Raw genomic sequence first — 15065 nt, 5'->3', positions numbered from 1 at the left:
TCAAAATGTCTGACACCCTATTCTTATGATAATTTTCTTTGCAAATTTAGATTACTTCTTTATCTTCTTACTTTTGATAAAAATCTTTGTAAGTATTTTAGCTGCATTATTCTCAGTAACCTTCTTCTTTACATTCTTAATATCCTTTTTGGTAAGAGCACCTGTCTTTATAAGGCCGGCTACATAGGCTCTTGCCCACTTTGAAGTCTTAACTCCCTTTAGATACTTCTTTGTATCCTTCTTGTTGGCCTTTTTGATTATCTTCTTTTTCACAAGCTCTTTTGCAAACTGTTCAAGAGTAAGGCCTTTCTTGGCATTTATCTTCTTACGGATAGCCTTCAGTTTGTTCTTATCAGCAGTCTTCTTAAGCTTTGCTATAAGCTTGTCAAAAGCTGATAGCTTCACAGGACTAAGAGGGGTAGTGTCATCACTAACAGTTGTGTTTGATGAACCGTTATCGTTGATGGATGGAACTACCGGATAGATAATCTGTCCGCCACCGCCAGTACTTGGCTGACTAGGAGTAACCGGCTGTGAAGGCGGAACCGGATTACTAGGCTGTGGAGTAGGTTGTGGAGCAGGCTGTGGTGTAGGTTGTGGAGCTGGCTGTGGTGCCGGCTGAGGTGTAGGTTGTGGAGTCGGCTGAGGTGTTGGTTGTGGTGTAGGTTGCGGAGTAGGCTGCACAGGCTTAGTAGGATCAACCAAGCTTATGGTTGTCTTCATATATCCAACAATGTATTCAGAATCATTATATCTAGCTTCCTTTACAGCTCCACTACGTAGGTCAAGCGCAATCTCATATCTGTTATTTCCAAGTGACTTTAGCCCAGGACTTTCAAGCCTGTAGCCAGCAGGAAGACTCTGCTTAAGGCTAAAGGTAACTTTGTCACCTAACTTGAAATTCTTGTAATCAACATAGTTGTGGGCATCTTCCATGTCGATTTTTGCAATTGTGGATTTCCTGTTAGTACCCTCAATCTGAATATTGGTTACATAATCAGCGTAATTCTTCCCTGAATTATCTTTAAGCTTAAGCTCAAAAAGCACAGGGTTAAAGACATAGGTTTTTCCATCAGGTACATTGTTAGTAGTCACATAGTTGAGGCTTTTATCTACCCTGTATAAGGCAACCCTAAAATCACGTGCGTGAGTGCCTTCGGTAGACTGGTACCAGCCGTTTTCAAGGTAAGCATTTAAGGAGCCAAATACACTGTTGCCAAAGGTAACAATCTGAGCAGGAATTTTCATGCTTTTAATAGGCTGGTCATAAAAAGCATCATGCCCCAAACCTGTAAAGCCAGGGTCTAGATTAGCATAGTCAAAGCTTACGTTTTTAAGCGAATGCAATGAGCCATAATCAGGTCCAATCTCAGCAAACATCTCCTTTGACAAAACCTTCATATCGTCGCTTGGCTTAAAGTCTAATCCTTCTACGGATTTTAAGGTTGTATTACCAAAGGCACGGGTGCGGATATGAGCACTAAGTCCATTAAGTGAAAGCTCTGTTATCTTATTGTATCCAAAGGAATACGCACCAATGAAGTCAACTGTGCTTGGGAAGGAGAGCCTTCCTCCTATGCAGGCGCCGTTAAATGCCGCGTATCCTATTTTTCTAAGTTTACTGCCGTATGCAAAGTTAAGTTTTGCTGTAAAGTTACTATTAAAATTTTCATAGCTTCTGAGAAAAGCCTCATTATATATAACTTCTACCTCGGCAGGGATATTAATGTATGTTATATCATTACCAATAAATGCCTGATTACCTATAGCCTTGATATTGGTAGGGAGATTTAAGCTTGTCAGTTTGTTATATGCAAACATTCCATTAGGTATAATAAACTGATTGTTAACTTCGCCCATAAGAGCGTCACCGGTATTGTCGCCTCCGTTGCTGGCAGGACCAAAGTCTTCACCGTTACCGGCCTTAAGACTTCCGCTTACATTGTAGTAGTTTCCAAAGTCTACTCTAGATATCTGGTTGTTTCTAAAAGCATTGATACCTACAGTTGTAAGGCTTGATGGGATGGAAACATAGGTTATCTTATTGCTTCTAAAGCAATTATCACCGATACTTTTAAGAGTATTTGGAAGGGTGATAGATGATAAAGCGCAATTATAAAAAGCGTTATTTCCTAAGGTCTCAACACCGTTGTTTAAGTTAACGGAGGATAGGATAGGATTGCCACTAAAAGCACCTTCGCCAATTGATTTTAATTTATTATTAAACTTGATTGAGATAAAATCGCAGCCTGCAAATGCGTCTTTACCAATAGTTTCAAGTGTATCAGGCAATTCAAGTATGAACTGCTTGCCGTTAAATGCTCCCCTGAAGGCTGCTCCAGAAATCCCCTTTATATTAAGATTAGGGTCAAACTTCACTTTGATAATATTTCCAGAAGTATTCCTTAATGTACGCTCAATCACATCGCGATTTCGATATATAATATTAGCACCGTTTATATTAAGACAAGAGCTATCAAGGGTGATGGTAGCATCCTCCCTTACATCCGCCTTTGCAACAACAGAGTAATTTAAGCCTTTTGCAGCTAAAGCACCTATGCCCAAGCTGCCAGAGCTAATAGGTGGGGCAAGCAGTGAAAGCGAATTGGTTGCAACGAGAGCAAGAGCGAGTATCCCTGCTGTACGTTTGGTATTAAACTTTTTCTTCATTGTCATTCTCCTTTGTAAAGTATTTTAATAACGTTTGACAAAGAAATGAGGCACTTTGGCCACATAAAAGCAACCATAGAAGCACCAAAAAAATATAACATTTTATCCATATAGATGAATAAAATGTAGCTTTTGTCTAGGGGGATTTTATACCATAAAAAATTCAAAGTCAATTAAAAATGGAGAATAAGCATAAATTTAAGGAAATGTTTAGAAAATATTAAGATATGATAATGGATATCAATAGTATAAAAATTCAAATTAAGTTCAATGAAGAATGATAGTTTGTTGGTTAAAAATCTCCGAGAGGAAAGCATCTCATCCCGAGGACGAGGACCCCATTCGTGTATTATATTTGTCAATAAAAAAGCTGCCACACCACAGAGGTGTGACAGCAGGGTAAATCATTATTTAATTTTTCTTCTGAAAAATGCTCCAAGTCCAAGCATTGCTGCACCAAGAAGAACAAGTCCTTCTTCAGAGCTTCCTCCGGTTCTTGGGAGTTTGCCCTGAGGAGTTTTTCCATCAAATACCTTAACTACTTCAAGAGTATTATCCTTGCGGATTTTAGCTACTCCCTGAGGAGTTCTCTTGTCTTTTACGAAAGTATAAGTTCCGTCATCTTTGTTTACCTCAGCATTACCAAGTGAAGTACCATCTTCATCGACAATGTTGAACACTGGGTTACCTTCAGGAATAAGGTTTGGATTAACTATTCTTTCAGGTGTAAATGGTACATTGGTAGGTGGGTTCTCTGTAGGGATTGTAGTAGTAGGTGTTGTAGGATTAACCGGTGTTGTTGGTTCTGTAGGATTAGTAGGTACTACAGGGGTGTTTGGTGTTGTTGGGTTACCTGGTGTGCTAGGAGTTACAGGCTCACTAGGCTTAGCTGGCTCTACAGGCTTTATAGCTTCAGGAGTAGCAGGAGTGCTAGGGATCACAGGAGTTATAGCTCCAGGAGTAGCAGGGTTTACAGGCTTAATCGCCTCAGGAGTAGCAGGAGTGCTAGGGTTCTCTGGTTTTACCTCAGGCTTTGGAGGCTCAGGAGAAAGATTCTTGTAAGCAATCTCAATCACAGTCTCCTTATATCCAACCTTGTAACCATCACCATAAGCTACTTCTTTAACAACTTCAGCATTTGTAGGATCCAAGGTTACCTCGTAATTACCATCTGCTGTTTTGGTTATAGCACTGTTTGAAACAGGGTTTTCTGCAATTTCATAACCCTCTGGGGCAGCAGGAATAGCAAACTTAACCTTATCACCTAACTTAAAGTCAGCCGGGTTAACAGCTGTAGAAGTAACAGTTTTTGCCTCAGAAGCTCCCTTTATTGTTCTGGTTCTTTCAATCTCAATGCTGCTTAAGGTAACTACATTTCCATACTGGTCTTTAGCAACAAACTTCACTAAGACAGGGTTTATAATATAATCTTTTGCTTTGCTATCATCAAGAGCATTGTCAGTTACATAGGTAGCCCCGTCAGAAGCAACTCTATATAAGGCAACTTTATTTGTGCCCTCTATCCAACCAGGATTTTCTAAAAATGCATTTGAAATGTATTTTTTGCCATTTATATCAAAAATCATTTTATCTACGTAAGCAGGAAACTTAATGCTTTTTAGTAAACCTTTATTAAAGGCCCTAAGGCTAATAGTATTGTCAAAACTTTGACCAAAAGTTCCGCGCTCTCCTGACTTAGGGTTTTTATACTCAAAATTTATGTTCTTTAGAGCAGCTGTGTTGAAAAATGGCTTCCATTCGAGTCCCCAGCTATTAAGATTATATATTTCTGTTATAGGATTACCTTCAAAAGATTGATACCCTATAAGAGGTGCATCAGGTCCAAAGTCTACGCTGGTAATCTTATTTCCTGCAAATGAAAAGCCTCCCATCTGATTGGTCTTTGCAGGGAACTCAAGATGCCCTTCGATAGCGCAGTTTTGGAAAGAACCTCTGTCAATTTGAAGATATTTTCTTTCAAAATTTGTGCCTTCGTCTTTTGTAAGGAAACTAACTTTTTTAAGTAATTTGTTATCCTTAAATCCGTAGAAAAATATATCATGTATATGTGCAGGAAGTTCAAGTGAAGTAAATTTATTATTTGCAAATGCAGACTCACCTATTCCCCAAATGCTTGTTGGAAATTTTACATCTTTTAAGCTACTAATTTGATTATTCCAAAATATACCGTAAGGAATAACATTAAGAGTATCGGCGTCAGCAATAACATTATTGCTTCCAACTTTATATTCTCTCATCTTGGTTTTAACTTTATCGTACTTACCCAAATCAGCTTTTGTTATTTTATTATCTGCAAATACTCGTCCCTCAATTATTAAAAGATTATTAGGGAGAGTAACAGAGGTTAACTCATTCTTTGCAAAACAATCATCCTTTAAGGTCTCTAAACCATCCGGAAACTTTATATTTTCAGAAAGACCTGCGTCATAGAAAGCTTTTACCCCGATTGTCTTTAACTTGCTGCTTGCAGGGGTAGTACCGAACTTAACAGCTGTAATAGCTGAATTTGAAGCAAAAGCTGAGTCGCCTATTTCTGTAATGTTATCAGGAAGTTCAATCTTAATCTTCTTATTATTGAACTTTTTGCTAAAAGCTGACTTACCAATCTTTGTAGCAGCTATATCTGAAGGGAACTTAATAGAAGTTCCGGTCACAGTAATAGCGTTTACCTTTGCAAGACCGGATGCAGAAAATCCGGTAATGGTGTCGCCACTTACAGTTAAATCAGAAGCAGTTAAAGCTAAAGTTGGTGCTGTTTCTGCTTTAACAACTACACTGAGACCTGCAGCATTAGATATAAGGCCTGCAGGTGATGAACCCTCTGAAGAGAAGGATGGGGTTAACAGTGAAAGTGAGCTGGTTGCAACAAGTGCAATAGCAAGTCCACAGGCTTTATGCCTAATTAGTTTTCCTCTCATAAAATCTCCTTATTTATTCGATATTCACATAATGTGTTTAGTTCACGCATACAAATACGTATTCGTATAATACAGTATAAAAGGTAACTTGTCAATAGCGTTTATTGATAATTTACTCCTTGTTATATAATATGTAGACATATTTATATATCGGTATCATGTATATAATACTTAAGTACACAAAAAAATAATTAATCTAAATATTCGATAATGTAATAAATATGAGCATATATTGTAAATGGCTATAATTATTGTAATTTGTCAGAAAAGAGAATACAATAACACACAGTTAATATTTATTCGTAGAACTTATCAAAATTATAAGGTAATATCTCTGAAAAATTTGTAATAATCTGATTGGTGTCATCCATAGGGGAGTTCTACAGTTTTGATATGTCAAAATACGTGTAAATAGCCATTTTATCAAATGATACATCAAATAGTGAATCAGAAGGAGAAGGTATGAAATCAAAGAAAGTTAAGTTACTGGCGGGAACATTGGCTGCGGCCCTTGTGATTGGTTCATTTTCAACTAATTATGCAGGTGCAGAAGTAAGGGATATTACCGGAGCCGTGGCTGCAAAGAAAATAGTCTCAAAGAAGAAGACTAGGGTGGTTGTAAAGACAGCCTCTGAGCTTAACAATGCACTTAAGAACAGTGCTAATAAAGAGATTAGATTAAAAACTGACAAGAAAATCACACTTAATCTTAAAGGAAATCATAAAGGGGTTAAGCTTATAATAAGTGCTCCTAAAGCAGAGATTACAAACAAAGGCAGATTTAAGATAATAGAAATAAATGGCAAGAAATGGGTGGAAAAGGCTAAAGGAAACGGCCTTGTAGTAAAAAGTGCAAAGACCGGTATAGAAGTTAGCAAGAACGCTAAGGCAGCATATATAAGGTTCCTAAAGTCAGGTGCTAAGGCTCATGTTAGCGTAGATGGCGAAGTGAAAAGCCTCATTGTAGATAAGAAGGCAGAGCTTAAACTTACAGGTAAGACTGAACTTGTGTCTGTAGTGGTAAATGCAGGTGGAACCAAGATTACAAGCGGTGTTCAGATTGAAATTACAGCAACTAAGAATACTGAGGCCGTACTTAAGAAGGGGGCTGAGGGTTCATCCGTAAAGGCATCTGATAATAAGGTAAAAGTTGTTGTTAAAAATGAAACCAAGGAAGATGTATTTGTAGAGAATGCAGCAGGAGATGAGACTGTACTTGAGAGCGGTGCTTATAAGGAGTTAAAGAACGGAATAGTTGCTGATAAGGGCAAATCAGGAAATTCATTAGATAATACTGTAAGCTTAAATGATGATACTACTCCTCTTGGCGATGTAAATACAGGTATTTCTACAGGAAGTACTCTTATAAACGCAGGCAATGTTATAGGCTTGGCTTCTGATGAGGATAAATATGCTCCTATTGAAGATAAACTTTTGTTAAAGGTCATAAACAAAAACATTGATAAAGACAGGGCTGATGATCAGAGAGTGACTAAGGAAGAAATGGCAAGCCTTAAGGTTATATCGATTTTTCTCGGAGAAGATGGTAAGCCAAAGGTGTCCCAGGGTGAATTCTTGGGTGGTGAAGATGACGACAGACCTAGTGAATCTATCTTAGGCAAGCCAAGAAGCTTAAAAGATACTCCTGACTTTAAGTTTATGGTATCTAGAGGAATTAAGAGCATAAAAGGTCTTGAATATGCTGTAAATCTTGAGCAGATTAAGTTAAATGAAAATGAAATAGCAGATATAAGCCCGCTTAGAAATCTCAAAAAGTTGAGATATATCGAGCTTCAGAGAAATAGGATAGTCGATGTAAGTCCACTCGCAGGGCTTACAGAACTTAGATACTTAAAGCTCTACAACAACCTTATTGAGGATGTTACACCACTGGCAGGTCTTACTAAGTTAAAGGGATTGGACTTACATTATAATGTAACAGTTACAAAGGAAGAAGGTAAAGAGGTTAAGTCTAAGGGCATCACCGAAGTATCAGAAGCCATAAAGGATATGAAAGAGCTTGAGTTTTTAGACCTTTCCGCAAATAGAATAACCAATGTAAAGGGACTTGAAATCCTTACTCATATCAAAGATTTAGATTTATCAGGAAACAATATTACTGATTATAGAGGGCTTGGTGAGTATTTAGCTGAGAGATATATAAAGGTTGCAAATGAAGAGCCTGGCTGGAGCCTTAATTTCTCAGGTCAGACAACGGATTTTAATGAAAAAGTATTTGTATCAGATGGTAAGGCTGAATTTGACAATCCGTTTTTAGGCATAGATGAGCTTGATGCAAGTCTTAGCAAAATAGCTGAAGATGATGTTCAGTTCTTTATGGGGGTTGAGGCTAAAAAGTACGGAGATGACATAAAGGCTGTGTATGATAAAGCAACAAATAAAATCAAGCTTGAGGTAAGTAACAAATTAGTTGATGCAGTAAAATTGCTTGGAACGGAGGAAATAACAGTTCCCCTTGTTATCAGTGACATTGCCGGGATGGGATTTTCCATGCAGAATGTTAAGCTTAACTTTACAAAGGGTAAAACTGTTCAGTTTGAAGACAATAACCTCAAAGAATATCTTCTTGCCTTACTTAAGGGATATAAGGGTGATGAAGAGCGTGACGATATGAAGGGCGAGTATGTAATCAAACTCACAGATACATCATTTAGAAAGAATCCTAAGGATACTGAAGTTTATGAAAGTGAGATGGCTAAAATTGAAGCACTCACCTTTGTTGGCTGGGATAAGGATTATGAAAATGAGATAACTGTTAAGAGTATTAAGGGTCTTGAAAAGGCAGTTAACCTTAAGATGCTTACTTTCTCATCAAGCGATATACCTGAAGGAGGGGATATCAGGTATTCAACCAGCTCTATAAGTGACTTAACTCCTCTTAAGGATTTGAAGAAGTTAGAGTTTTTGAGATTATCACATAATAATATTGAGTATGTTACACCTCTTAAAGACCTTACAAACTTAAAGCATCTGTACATTTCACATAATAGAATCGCGGATGTAAGCTCTTTAGGAAAACTTACAAATCTTGTGGACTTTGATATCTCAATAAATTATATTGCAGATGTGAGTGTAGCAAAGAATTACAACAAACTGACCATGTTCAATGCTATAAGAAACAAGATTACAGATATTTCTGCACTCAAAGACATAACAGGTCTTCTCATACTCAATGTGAAGCAAAATGATGTAAAAGATATTGACTGCATTAAAGATTTGGTAAAGCTTGAAACTTTTAATCTTGAAGATAATAAAAATATTAGCGCTATAAAGGTTATTAAGAACCTTACCAAGCTTAAAGAGCTTAACTTAGATAATTGTGGAATTGATGATGCAGATGTTGATGGAGACATATTTGCGGGCCTTACAAAGCTTACTGAGCTAAATCTTAACAACAACAGTTTAACAAGCATTGACTTCATTAAAAACTCTAATGAGCTTGAAAACCTGTATTTAGACAACAATAAGCTTACAAGTCTTGAAGCACTTAAGGATATGAATAAGCTTAAGTCACTTAGATTCAGTGGTAATGATGTTGTTAGCATAGCTCCTCTTGCAGGTCATACAGCACTTGAAGAACTTAAATTCTCAAATAACAAGGTTGAAGACGTCTCAGTGGTATCAGCATATACAAACCTTGGAACTGCAGAGCTTGACGGCAACAAGGTGTTTGATTTCTCGCCATTTGCAGGAATAAAATCTCTATTTTCACTTGTTATTACCGGACAGAAGCTAGAGTATAAGGGTGAAGCGGTAGAAGTAAGCAGTTACATAACTGAGATGGATTCCCCTGTTAAGGGCTTAGAGGCAATCGGAGCCACCAATATAAAGGTTGTATCAAGTGATGGCAATATCACAGTTTTATTTGAAAATGATAAGCTAAGGCTCGTATTTAACGAAAAAGCTTATGAGGATATAAGGAATAACCACGAAAAAAAGATTGACCTTACATTCAGTTTCAAGAATGAAAAAGATTTTAAGAATTTCACTCTTGATGAAAATGAACCTAACAACAGTATAACAGTTAAAGGAATTGTGTTAAAATAAGATTAATACTTACGAAGAAAGTAACTCTCTTAGGGAGTTACTTTCTTCTTTTACTTGATTATTGTAATTTTGGCAAGAGTATTATAAGATAGGTGGGTAATCATTTTTAATAAATTAGTGGACTGCGAGTATTTTTAGTGGAATTGTAAAAAGCATAACTTTTCTGCCCTGAATAAATATAAGTTAAGACTATAAGTAATTATTTGTATCGGAGGTTAAAATGTTAGGTCTTAGAACCGGCGAAAAACTGGAAAAATATGTGAAGGACTATGTGGTGTTTGACCTTGAAACTACAGGAGTTTCACCACTTACAGATGCTGTTATAGAAATATCTGCAGTCAAGGTGAGGGACGGGCAGATTTTAGATGAGTTCTCGACCTTGGTAAATCCTAAGAGGAGAATCCCTTACGGAGCATCAAGGGTAAACGGAATTACCGATGAAATGGTGGCTGATATGCCAGTCTTTGAGGAAGTCTTAAAGGATTTTATCGATTTTATCGGAGACGATATCCTTGTTGGGCACAATATCCATGAATTTGATATGAAGTTTATCCACAGGGACTGTGAGGCATTTTTTAGGATGTTCCTTGGAAATGACTACATAGATACCCTGCCCCTGGCAAGAAAATGTCTGCCTATCTTAGGACACCACAAGCTTACAGACCTTGCTACATACTATAAGATACCTGCAGAAGGAGCACACAGAGCCTTGAATGACTGTAGGATGAACCAGCAGGTATTTGAAAGACTGGGAGAGGAGCTAAAAAATGGCGAAAAGCCCCTTAAGGTATGCCCAAGGTGTGGAGGAGCTCTTAAGCTTAGAAATGGCAAATTTGGCAGCTTTTTAGGCTGTAGCTCCTATCCTGATTGCAGGTATACGGAAAATGTAGCAAACGAAACCAAGTAGTTGATGTATATAGTTTTATCTGTCGAACTTAAATATCAAGTTCCACATCTTAGCTTTCTTTTTTTAATCTAAGCAGAGAGTGGAACTTGGTTTTTAAAATATTAATGATAGCATATTGACAAAATCCTATCACGGATGCTATATTGATGGTAATATTAAAAAATACCATCATGAAGAGGGGGTGATTATTTGATAAGAAAAGATGGAGAGAAAATGGAGGAGATAGCTATGGCTAAGGAGAGAAGACAATTCTGTGTTGAGTGTAGAAAAGAAACAGGATATGATATAAGAAAAGTTAAATATACACATTGTATTAAAGGTAAGGAGTACACTTTTGACATAGCAGCGGCCATATGTAAAGAATGTGGTGCCGAGGTTAACATCCCGGGCTTGATGGATAGCAACGCCAGATTAATTGATGAACAGTACAGAAAGACTGAAAATTTAGTATCCATTGAAGATATTAATAAGTTAATGGAAGTGTATAATATTGGGAAGGCTCCATTATCACTCGCTTTAGGTTTTGGAGAAATTACCATTACCAGATATTTGCAGGGACAGTATCCGTCTCTAGAGTATTCTAATGTAATTAGAAGAGCTCTATCTGATGTTGATTTTATGATGGAATGTTTGAAAAAAAATAAAGTTAAGATTGGTGAAACAGCTTATAAAAAAGCCTGGGATGCGGCAATGGGGCTAAAAGGACTTAATGATTCCTTATCTGAACAAATGCTTATCACCATTTCTTATATTTTTGAAAAAGTTGAAGAGATAACACCATTGGCATTACAAAAGCTTCTTTATTATGTACAGGGGATTTTTATGGTTAACTATGGAAAGCCTCTGTTTATGGAAGATTGTTATGCGTGGAAGTATGGACCTGTGTATGATAAGGTCTATGAAGTGTTCAAAGGATTTAAATATAATCCTATTGATGATAAAAGGTTCGTAATTTTTAAGGATAAATGTAAGATGCTTACTGAGGAGGAAAGAAAAATTATTGATTTGGTTATAAATACCTTTGGAATGTATAGTGGTAAAACACTAGCTACATTAACACATAGAGAAGCACCTTGGGCGGATGTATATTGTGGTGATATAGTATGTGGCTATACTAATGAACCAATTACTAAAGAAGCAATTATGAGTTATTTTAGTGAAGTATCAAAGGATTTTAATCTCACATCTGAGGATGAAATAAAAAGATATATTGATAGGCAATTAGCTGGTTAAGGCTTATCTTTTAGAAAAAAATTTATAGGGTGAATTGAAAAAGTAAGTTCCGCATCTAGGCTTCAATTTTTATATTCAGGCCAAGAGTGGAACTTACTTTTTCTAAATTAAAAAAAATTTTTGACTAAATATGTACTTTGTCAGAAAAAATGTTATAATCAGCCTTACAAGAATAGATTTCTCTATTTTACCGCATAGCAAACAGGAGCCGAGGATACATTCCAGAATCCGGAATAAGTAACTTCCGCCCCTCCCTTATTGTGGTATGAGACCTCATTCTGTAATTGGGAATACCGGTTTATCTCTTTAGGAGTTTAGGGGCTAGGGTAATTTCATCTGGGGAAATTTTTTGTATTCCTAAGCTCCTTAATATTTTTTTGTCATATTGAAATGCAAAAATATCGTAAGGGCTCTTGTTTTCAACCTCCTCTCTAGAATAAGAATTGATATCGTACTCAAGTGCTTCAGGATTTGAGAACTCACTTCCGTCATCAAGGAGCAGTACATCGAATATTTTTCCAAAAAAGTCCGGTCTGAGCTCAATGTAGAGCTTTTCAAATATATGTGTAACCGACCTGGCTTCATTGTAGTCTCTAAGAAAAGCAAGCTGTAAGTCCTGCTGTTTCTGCAGTCCTTATCTATCTTTAACGTCATGCTTTTATTTTTTTTTCTTGTACTCATTCCTACGGTGTGTGACATATCAATGTTTCTGGCGGTAAAAAGGCTGTTGTTAACGTATGAGTAAAGTGTTTTATCAGAAATCATGATTTCATCGGAATGGTTATTAAAAATATGCCTTATGGACTGTCCTTTTACCAAAAGCGGACTAACTATTCCGTCTAAATGTTTAATTTCTTCCTCTGTTATGTTAACACCTGTTCTTGCCTCAGATAACGTTTTTCTGTATCTGTTATCTGCCTCCTTTGCCCTATAGAATCTTTTTCCCCAGGCGGCACTTGTTTCTATCTTGGCATCCGTTGCATACACATGGAGGCTTAAGCTTACAACCCTATTGAAACTAAATTTTTTAGCAAGCATAACCTCTATGTCGGAACGCATGTCTAAAGAAAGATGTAAATATTTGCTCATAGTTAAAAACTCCTTTGGTTTATAATATATGACCCTAACCTAATGAGCTCTCACACCATATATTATTTAAACATGTAATCAGTAAAGTCCATAGACATAAATACAATCTTTAGAATTAGTAAAGTCCAGTGAGTTAATAATGGTACTTAGAATAAGTAAAATCCATACTAATGCGGACTTTACTTTTTCAAATAACAAAAATTACTTCATGTAGGCAGTATAGTAGCTCATGTTGCAGTGAAAGGACTCATGTATCTGTTCTGTAGCTAAGACAGACTTTGTGAGTCTAATATGACGTATATGTAGTGTTGTTTCAAATTGATGAAACCAAAAAAATTTTTAAGGAGGATTTGTAAATGCAGATCAAAGATGCAGAAGCAATGTCTCTCCGCTTAAAGGAGAGCAAATGGAGTGATTCCGAAGGTAAGACAGTAGAATTGTTTTACCTAAACTACGTTGTAGTTGGTGAAGATATCGTTCGCAAAGTACATGCAGGAACAGATTACACCAAACACAAAGTCCAAAGAGAGCTTAGCGAATTGGGATTACTATTTCTTGTAAGCGGTGATGTAGACGCAAAAGGAAGACTTGAAGTAACAAATATTGTAAGGAAGGAGGTTGAATAAGATGTTAAAAATAACTGAAGTATCTAAGTATGAAAACTTAGATGAAAGCATCATATATGAAGATGATGCTACTAAGAAAGGTAGTCTTGCTTTACTTTCTTACAATGAAGAAAGAAAAACGGTGAGTATTTTTCGAGGCTCACCTGAAATGCTAAACAATATTTACAAGAATTTACCTAAATATGAAAGGGGGCTTTTAAAATTGATTGTATTATAAACTTGATAAGATAGCTGGAGGAGTGGTTAGATACCACTCCAACTTTCCTCATAGCATTAACTTCCAAGCCTTTCATTTTTAAATTAAACATTTTTAGACTTTATTGATATGGAATTTCCATCAAAGATAAGGCAGGCTTCCTTATTATTCTCATCAAATCCCATTGCTTCAATCCAAGAGAGAGGAAGGGTTATCTTAGTTCCCATTCGCCCCTGCCCGTTGCGGTTGAAATGGATATTGCTTATTTTTTCAACAGGCTGCACTGTTTCCCCCATCTCCCATAATTCCCATTCGGTAACATCTATGTCTTCATTCCAACATACTGCACAGCCGCCACAGTCAACCTTTGCCTGTTTGAAGAGATAAGGATTATCTTCTAATTCCTTGAAAGGCTCATAGTAGGACATAGCCTTTTTAACATCATATATTTTATGTATACCATTTGTAAAAAGTACATCAAGTTTTAGATCATCGAGAGGCTTAGCTTCTTTTACTTTTATATTCATTGCAACCCTCCTGTAAAGGCTAGCCACTTTATTCAAGGGGTGGTAGCTTTTGCAATTGCTTTTTATTCCACATTTCCATCAGCTCAGCTTTATAATTTTCTGCCCATTCAACTATTAGTAATTGGGCTTTTTTAGGCAGATCTCCCTCGAGCATAGTTAGAGTTTCAATTTCAAAAATACCATTATATTCGCCATATACTGCGTGAAAATGTGGTGGATTGTGTTCTCTTAGAAAAAATATTTTAATGACAATTCCATAAAACCTTGTAATTTCAGGCATAGTCTCAGCTCCTTTCCATAAATAGATTATAACATGGTCGTACGACTAAATCAATAGTAAAGTTCAACCTTTTTGTGGAGTATTACAAATTGATTTATTTGATGTATTTAATACATTGTGTTAAGATAAGCTATAAGTTTATTGATAATAAAACATAACAAAATTATGCAAAGTGAAATAAATCAAGAAAAATATCAATAAATTATAAAATGAGATTGAAGCTTAAATATCAAACTATTAGCACTACATTGGAGGTTAAAATGTTAGGTCTTAGAAACGGTGAAAAACTGGAAAAATATGCGAAGGATTATGTGGTGTTTGACCTTGAAACGACAGGGGTATCGCCACAATCAGATGCCGCTATAGAAATATCTGCCATCAAGGTGAGGGATGGAAAGGTAGTTGACAAAACTGATTCATTTCGCTATTATGTTTGTAAATGTAATGCGAAAGAGGAGTAGTTCCGTATCCTTATCAGAGAGAGACCGGTGGGTGAAAGGTCTTAGGAAGGCGGAGTGAAGGTAGCTTTC

General features: G+C 36.5%; 11 protein-coding genes and 1 other annotated feature (1 of these 12 only partly in view). Of the genes, 6 read left to right on the top strand and 5 right to left on the bottom strand.

Going from position 1 to position 15065, the window contains the following annotated elements:
- Window positions 1-51 precede the first annotated feature (51 nt).
- Window positions 52-2670, bottom strand: coding sequence for a leucine-rich repeat domain-containing protein (locus ACO6HM_RS01835; protein WP_485389491.1), 2619 nt, complete (start codon window positions 2668-2670; stop codon window positions 52-54).
- Window positions 2671-3077: 407 nt separating this feature from the next.
- Window positions 3078-5609 carry a leucine-rich repeat protein gene (locus ACO6HM_RS01830; RefSeq protein WP_485389490.1) on the bottom strand — a complete coding sequence of 844 codons (2532 nt, stop codon included), beginning with the start codon at window positions 5607-5609 and terminating at the stop codon, window positions 3078-3080.
- 462 nt (window positions 5610-6071) lie between these two features.
- On the opposite strand from ACO6HM_RS01830, the gene ACO6HM_RS01825 reads away from it, so the two are divergent.
- From ACO6HM_RS01825 to ACO6HM_RS01815, 3 genes are all read left to right on the top strand, one after another.
- The gene (locus ACO6HM_RS01825; RefSeq protein ID WP_485389489.1) at window positions 6072-9677 is read left to right on the top strand and encodes a leucine-rich repeat domain-containing protein; all 3606 of its coding nucleotides are present in this window, start codon (window positions 6072-6074) and stop codon (window positions 9675-9677) included.
- A gap of 220 nt (window positions 9678-9897) precedes the next feature.
- The gene (locus ACO6HM_RS01820) at window positions 9898-10584 is read left to right on the top strand and encodes a 3'-5' exonuclease (RefSeq protein ID WP_485389488.1); all 687 of its coding nucleotides are present in this window, start codon (window positions 9898-9900) and stop codon (window positions 10582-10584) included.
- Between the two features lie 189 nt (window positions 10585-10773).
- Window positions 10774-11817: a type II toxin-antitoxin system antitoxin SocA domain-containing protein gene (locus ACO6HM_RS01815; protein ID WP_485389487.1), complete on the top strand. Its 1044-nt coding sequence runs from the start codon at window positions 10774-10776 to the stop codon at window positions 11815-11817.
- A 366-nt stretch (window positions 11818-12183) separates the two neighbouring features.
- On the opposite strand, the gene ACO6HM_RS01810 is transcribed toward ACO6HM_RS01815, so the two are convergent.
- A complete protein-coding gene (locus tag ACO6HM_RS01810; RefSeq protein ID WP_485389486.1) occupies window positions 12184-12906 on the bottom strand; it encodes a hypothetical protein in 723 nt (240 codons plus the stop codon).
- A gap of 356 nt (window positions 12907-13262) precedes the next feature.
- Here ACO6HM_RS01810 and ACO6HM_RS01805 point away from each other — a divergent pair, with 356 nt between their 5' ends.
- On the top strand, window positions 13263-13532 hold the full coding sequence (locus ACO6HM_RS01805; RefSeq protein ID WP_485389485.1) for a hypothetical protein: 270 nt from the start codon (window positions 13263-13265) through the stop codon (window positions 13530-13532).
- Between the two features lies 1 nt (window position 13533).
- A complete protein-coding gene (locus ACO6HM_RS01800) occupies window positions 13534-13749 on the top strand; it encodes a hypothetical protein (RefSeq protein ID WP_485389484.1) in 216 nt (71 codons plus the stop codon).
- A gap of 83 nt (window positions 13750-13832) precedes the next feature.
- Here ACO6HM_RS01800 and ACO6HM_RS01795 read toward each other — a convergent pair whose 3' ends face one another.
- Window positions 13833-14255, bottom strand: coding sequence for a DUF2442 domain-containing protein (locus ACO6HM_RS01795; protein ID WP_485389483.1), 423 nt, complete (start codon window positions 14253-14255; stop codon window positions 13833-13835).
- Window positions 14256-14283: 28 nt separating this feature from the next.
- The gene (gene dhiT, locus ACO6HM_RS01790) at window positions 14284-14535 is read right to left on the bottom strand and encodes a type II toxin-antitoxin system toxin DhiT (RefSeq protein WP_485389482.1); all 252 of its coding nucleotides are present in this window, start codon (window positions 14533-14535) and stop codon (window positions 14284-14286) included.
- A 260-nt stretch (window positions 14536-14795) separates the two neighbouring features.
- On the opposite strand from dhiT, the gene ACO6HM_RS01785 reads away from it, so the two are divergent.
- On the top strand, window positions 14796-14996 hold the full coding sequence (locus ACO6HM_RS01785; RefSeq protein WP_485389481.1) for an exonuclease domain-containing protein: 201 nt from the start codon (window positions 14796-14798) through the stop codon (window positions 14994-14996).
- Window positions 14971-15065: a binding site (T-box leader), on the top strand; it runs 207 nt beyond the window's last position. (Overlaps the previous gene by 26 nt.)

The organism is Catonella sp., assembly GCF_057250765.1.
This window is presented reverse-complemented; position numbering and strand designations above follow the sequence as displayed.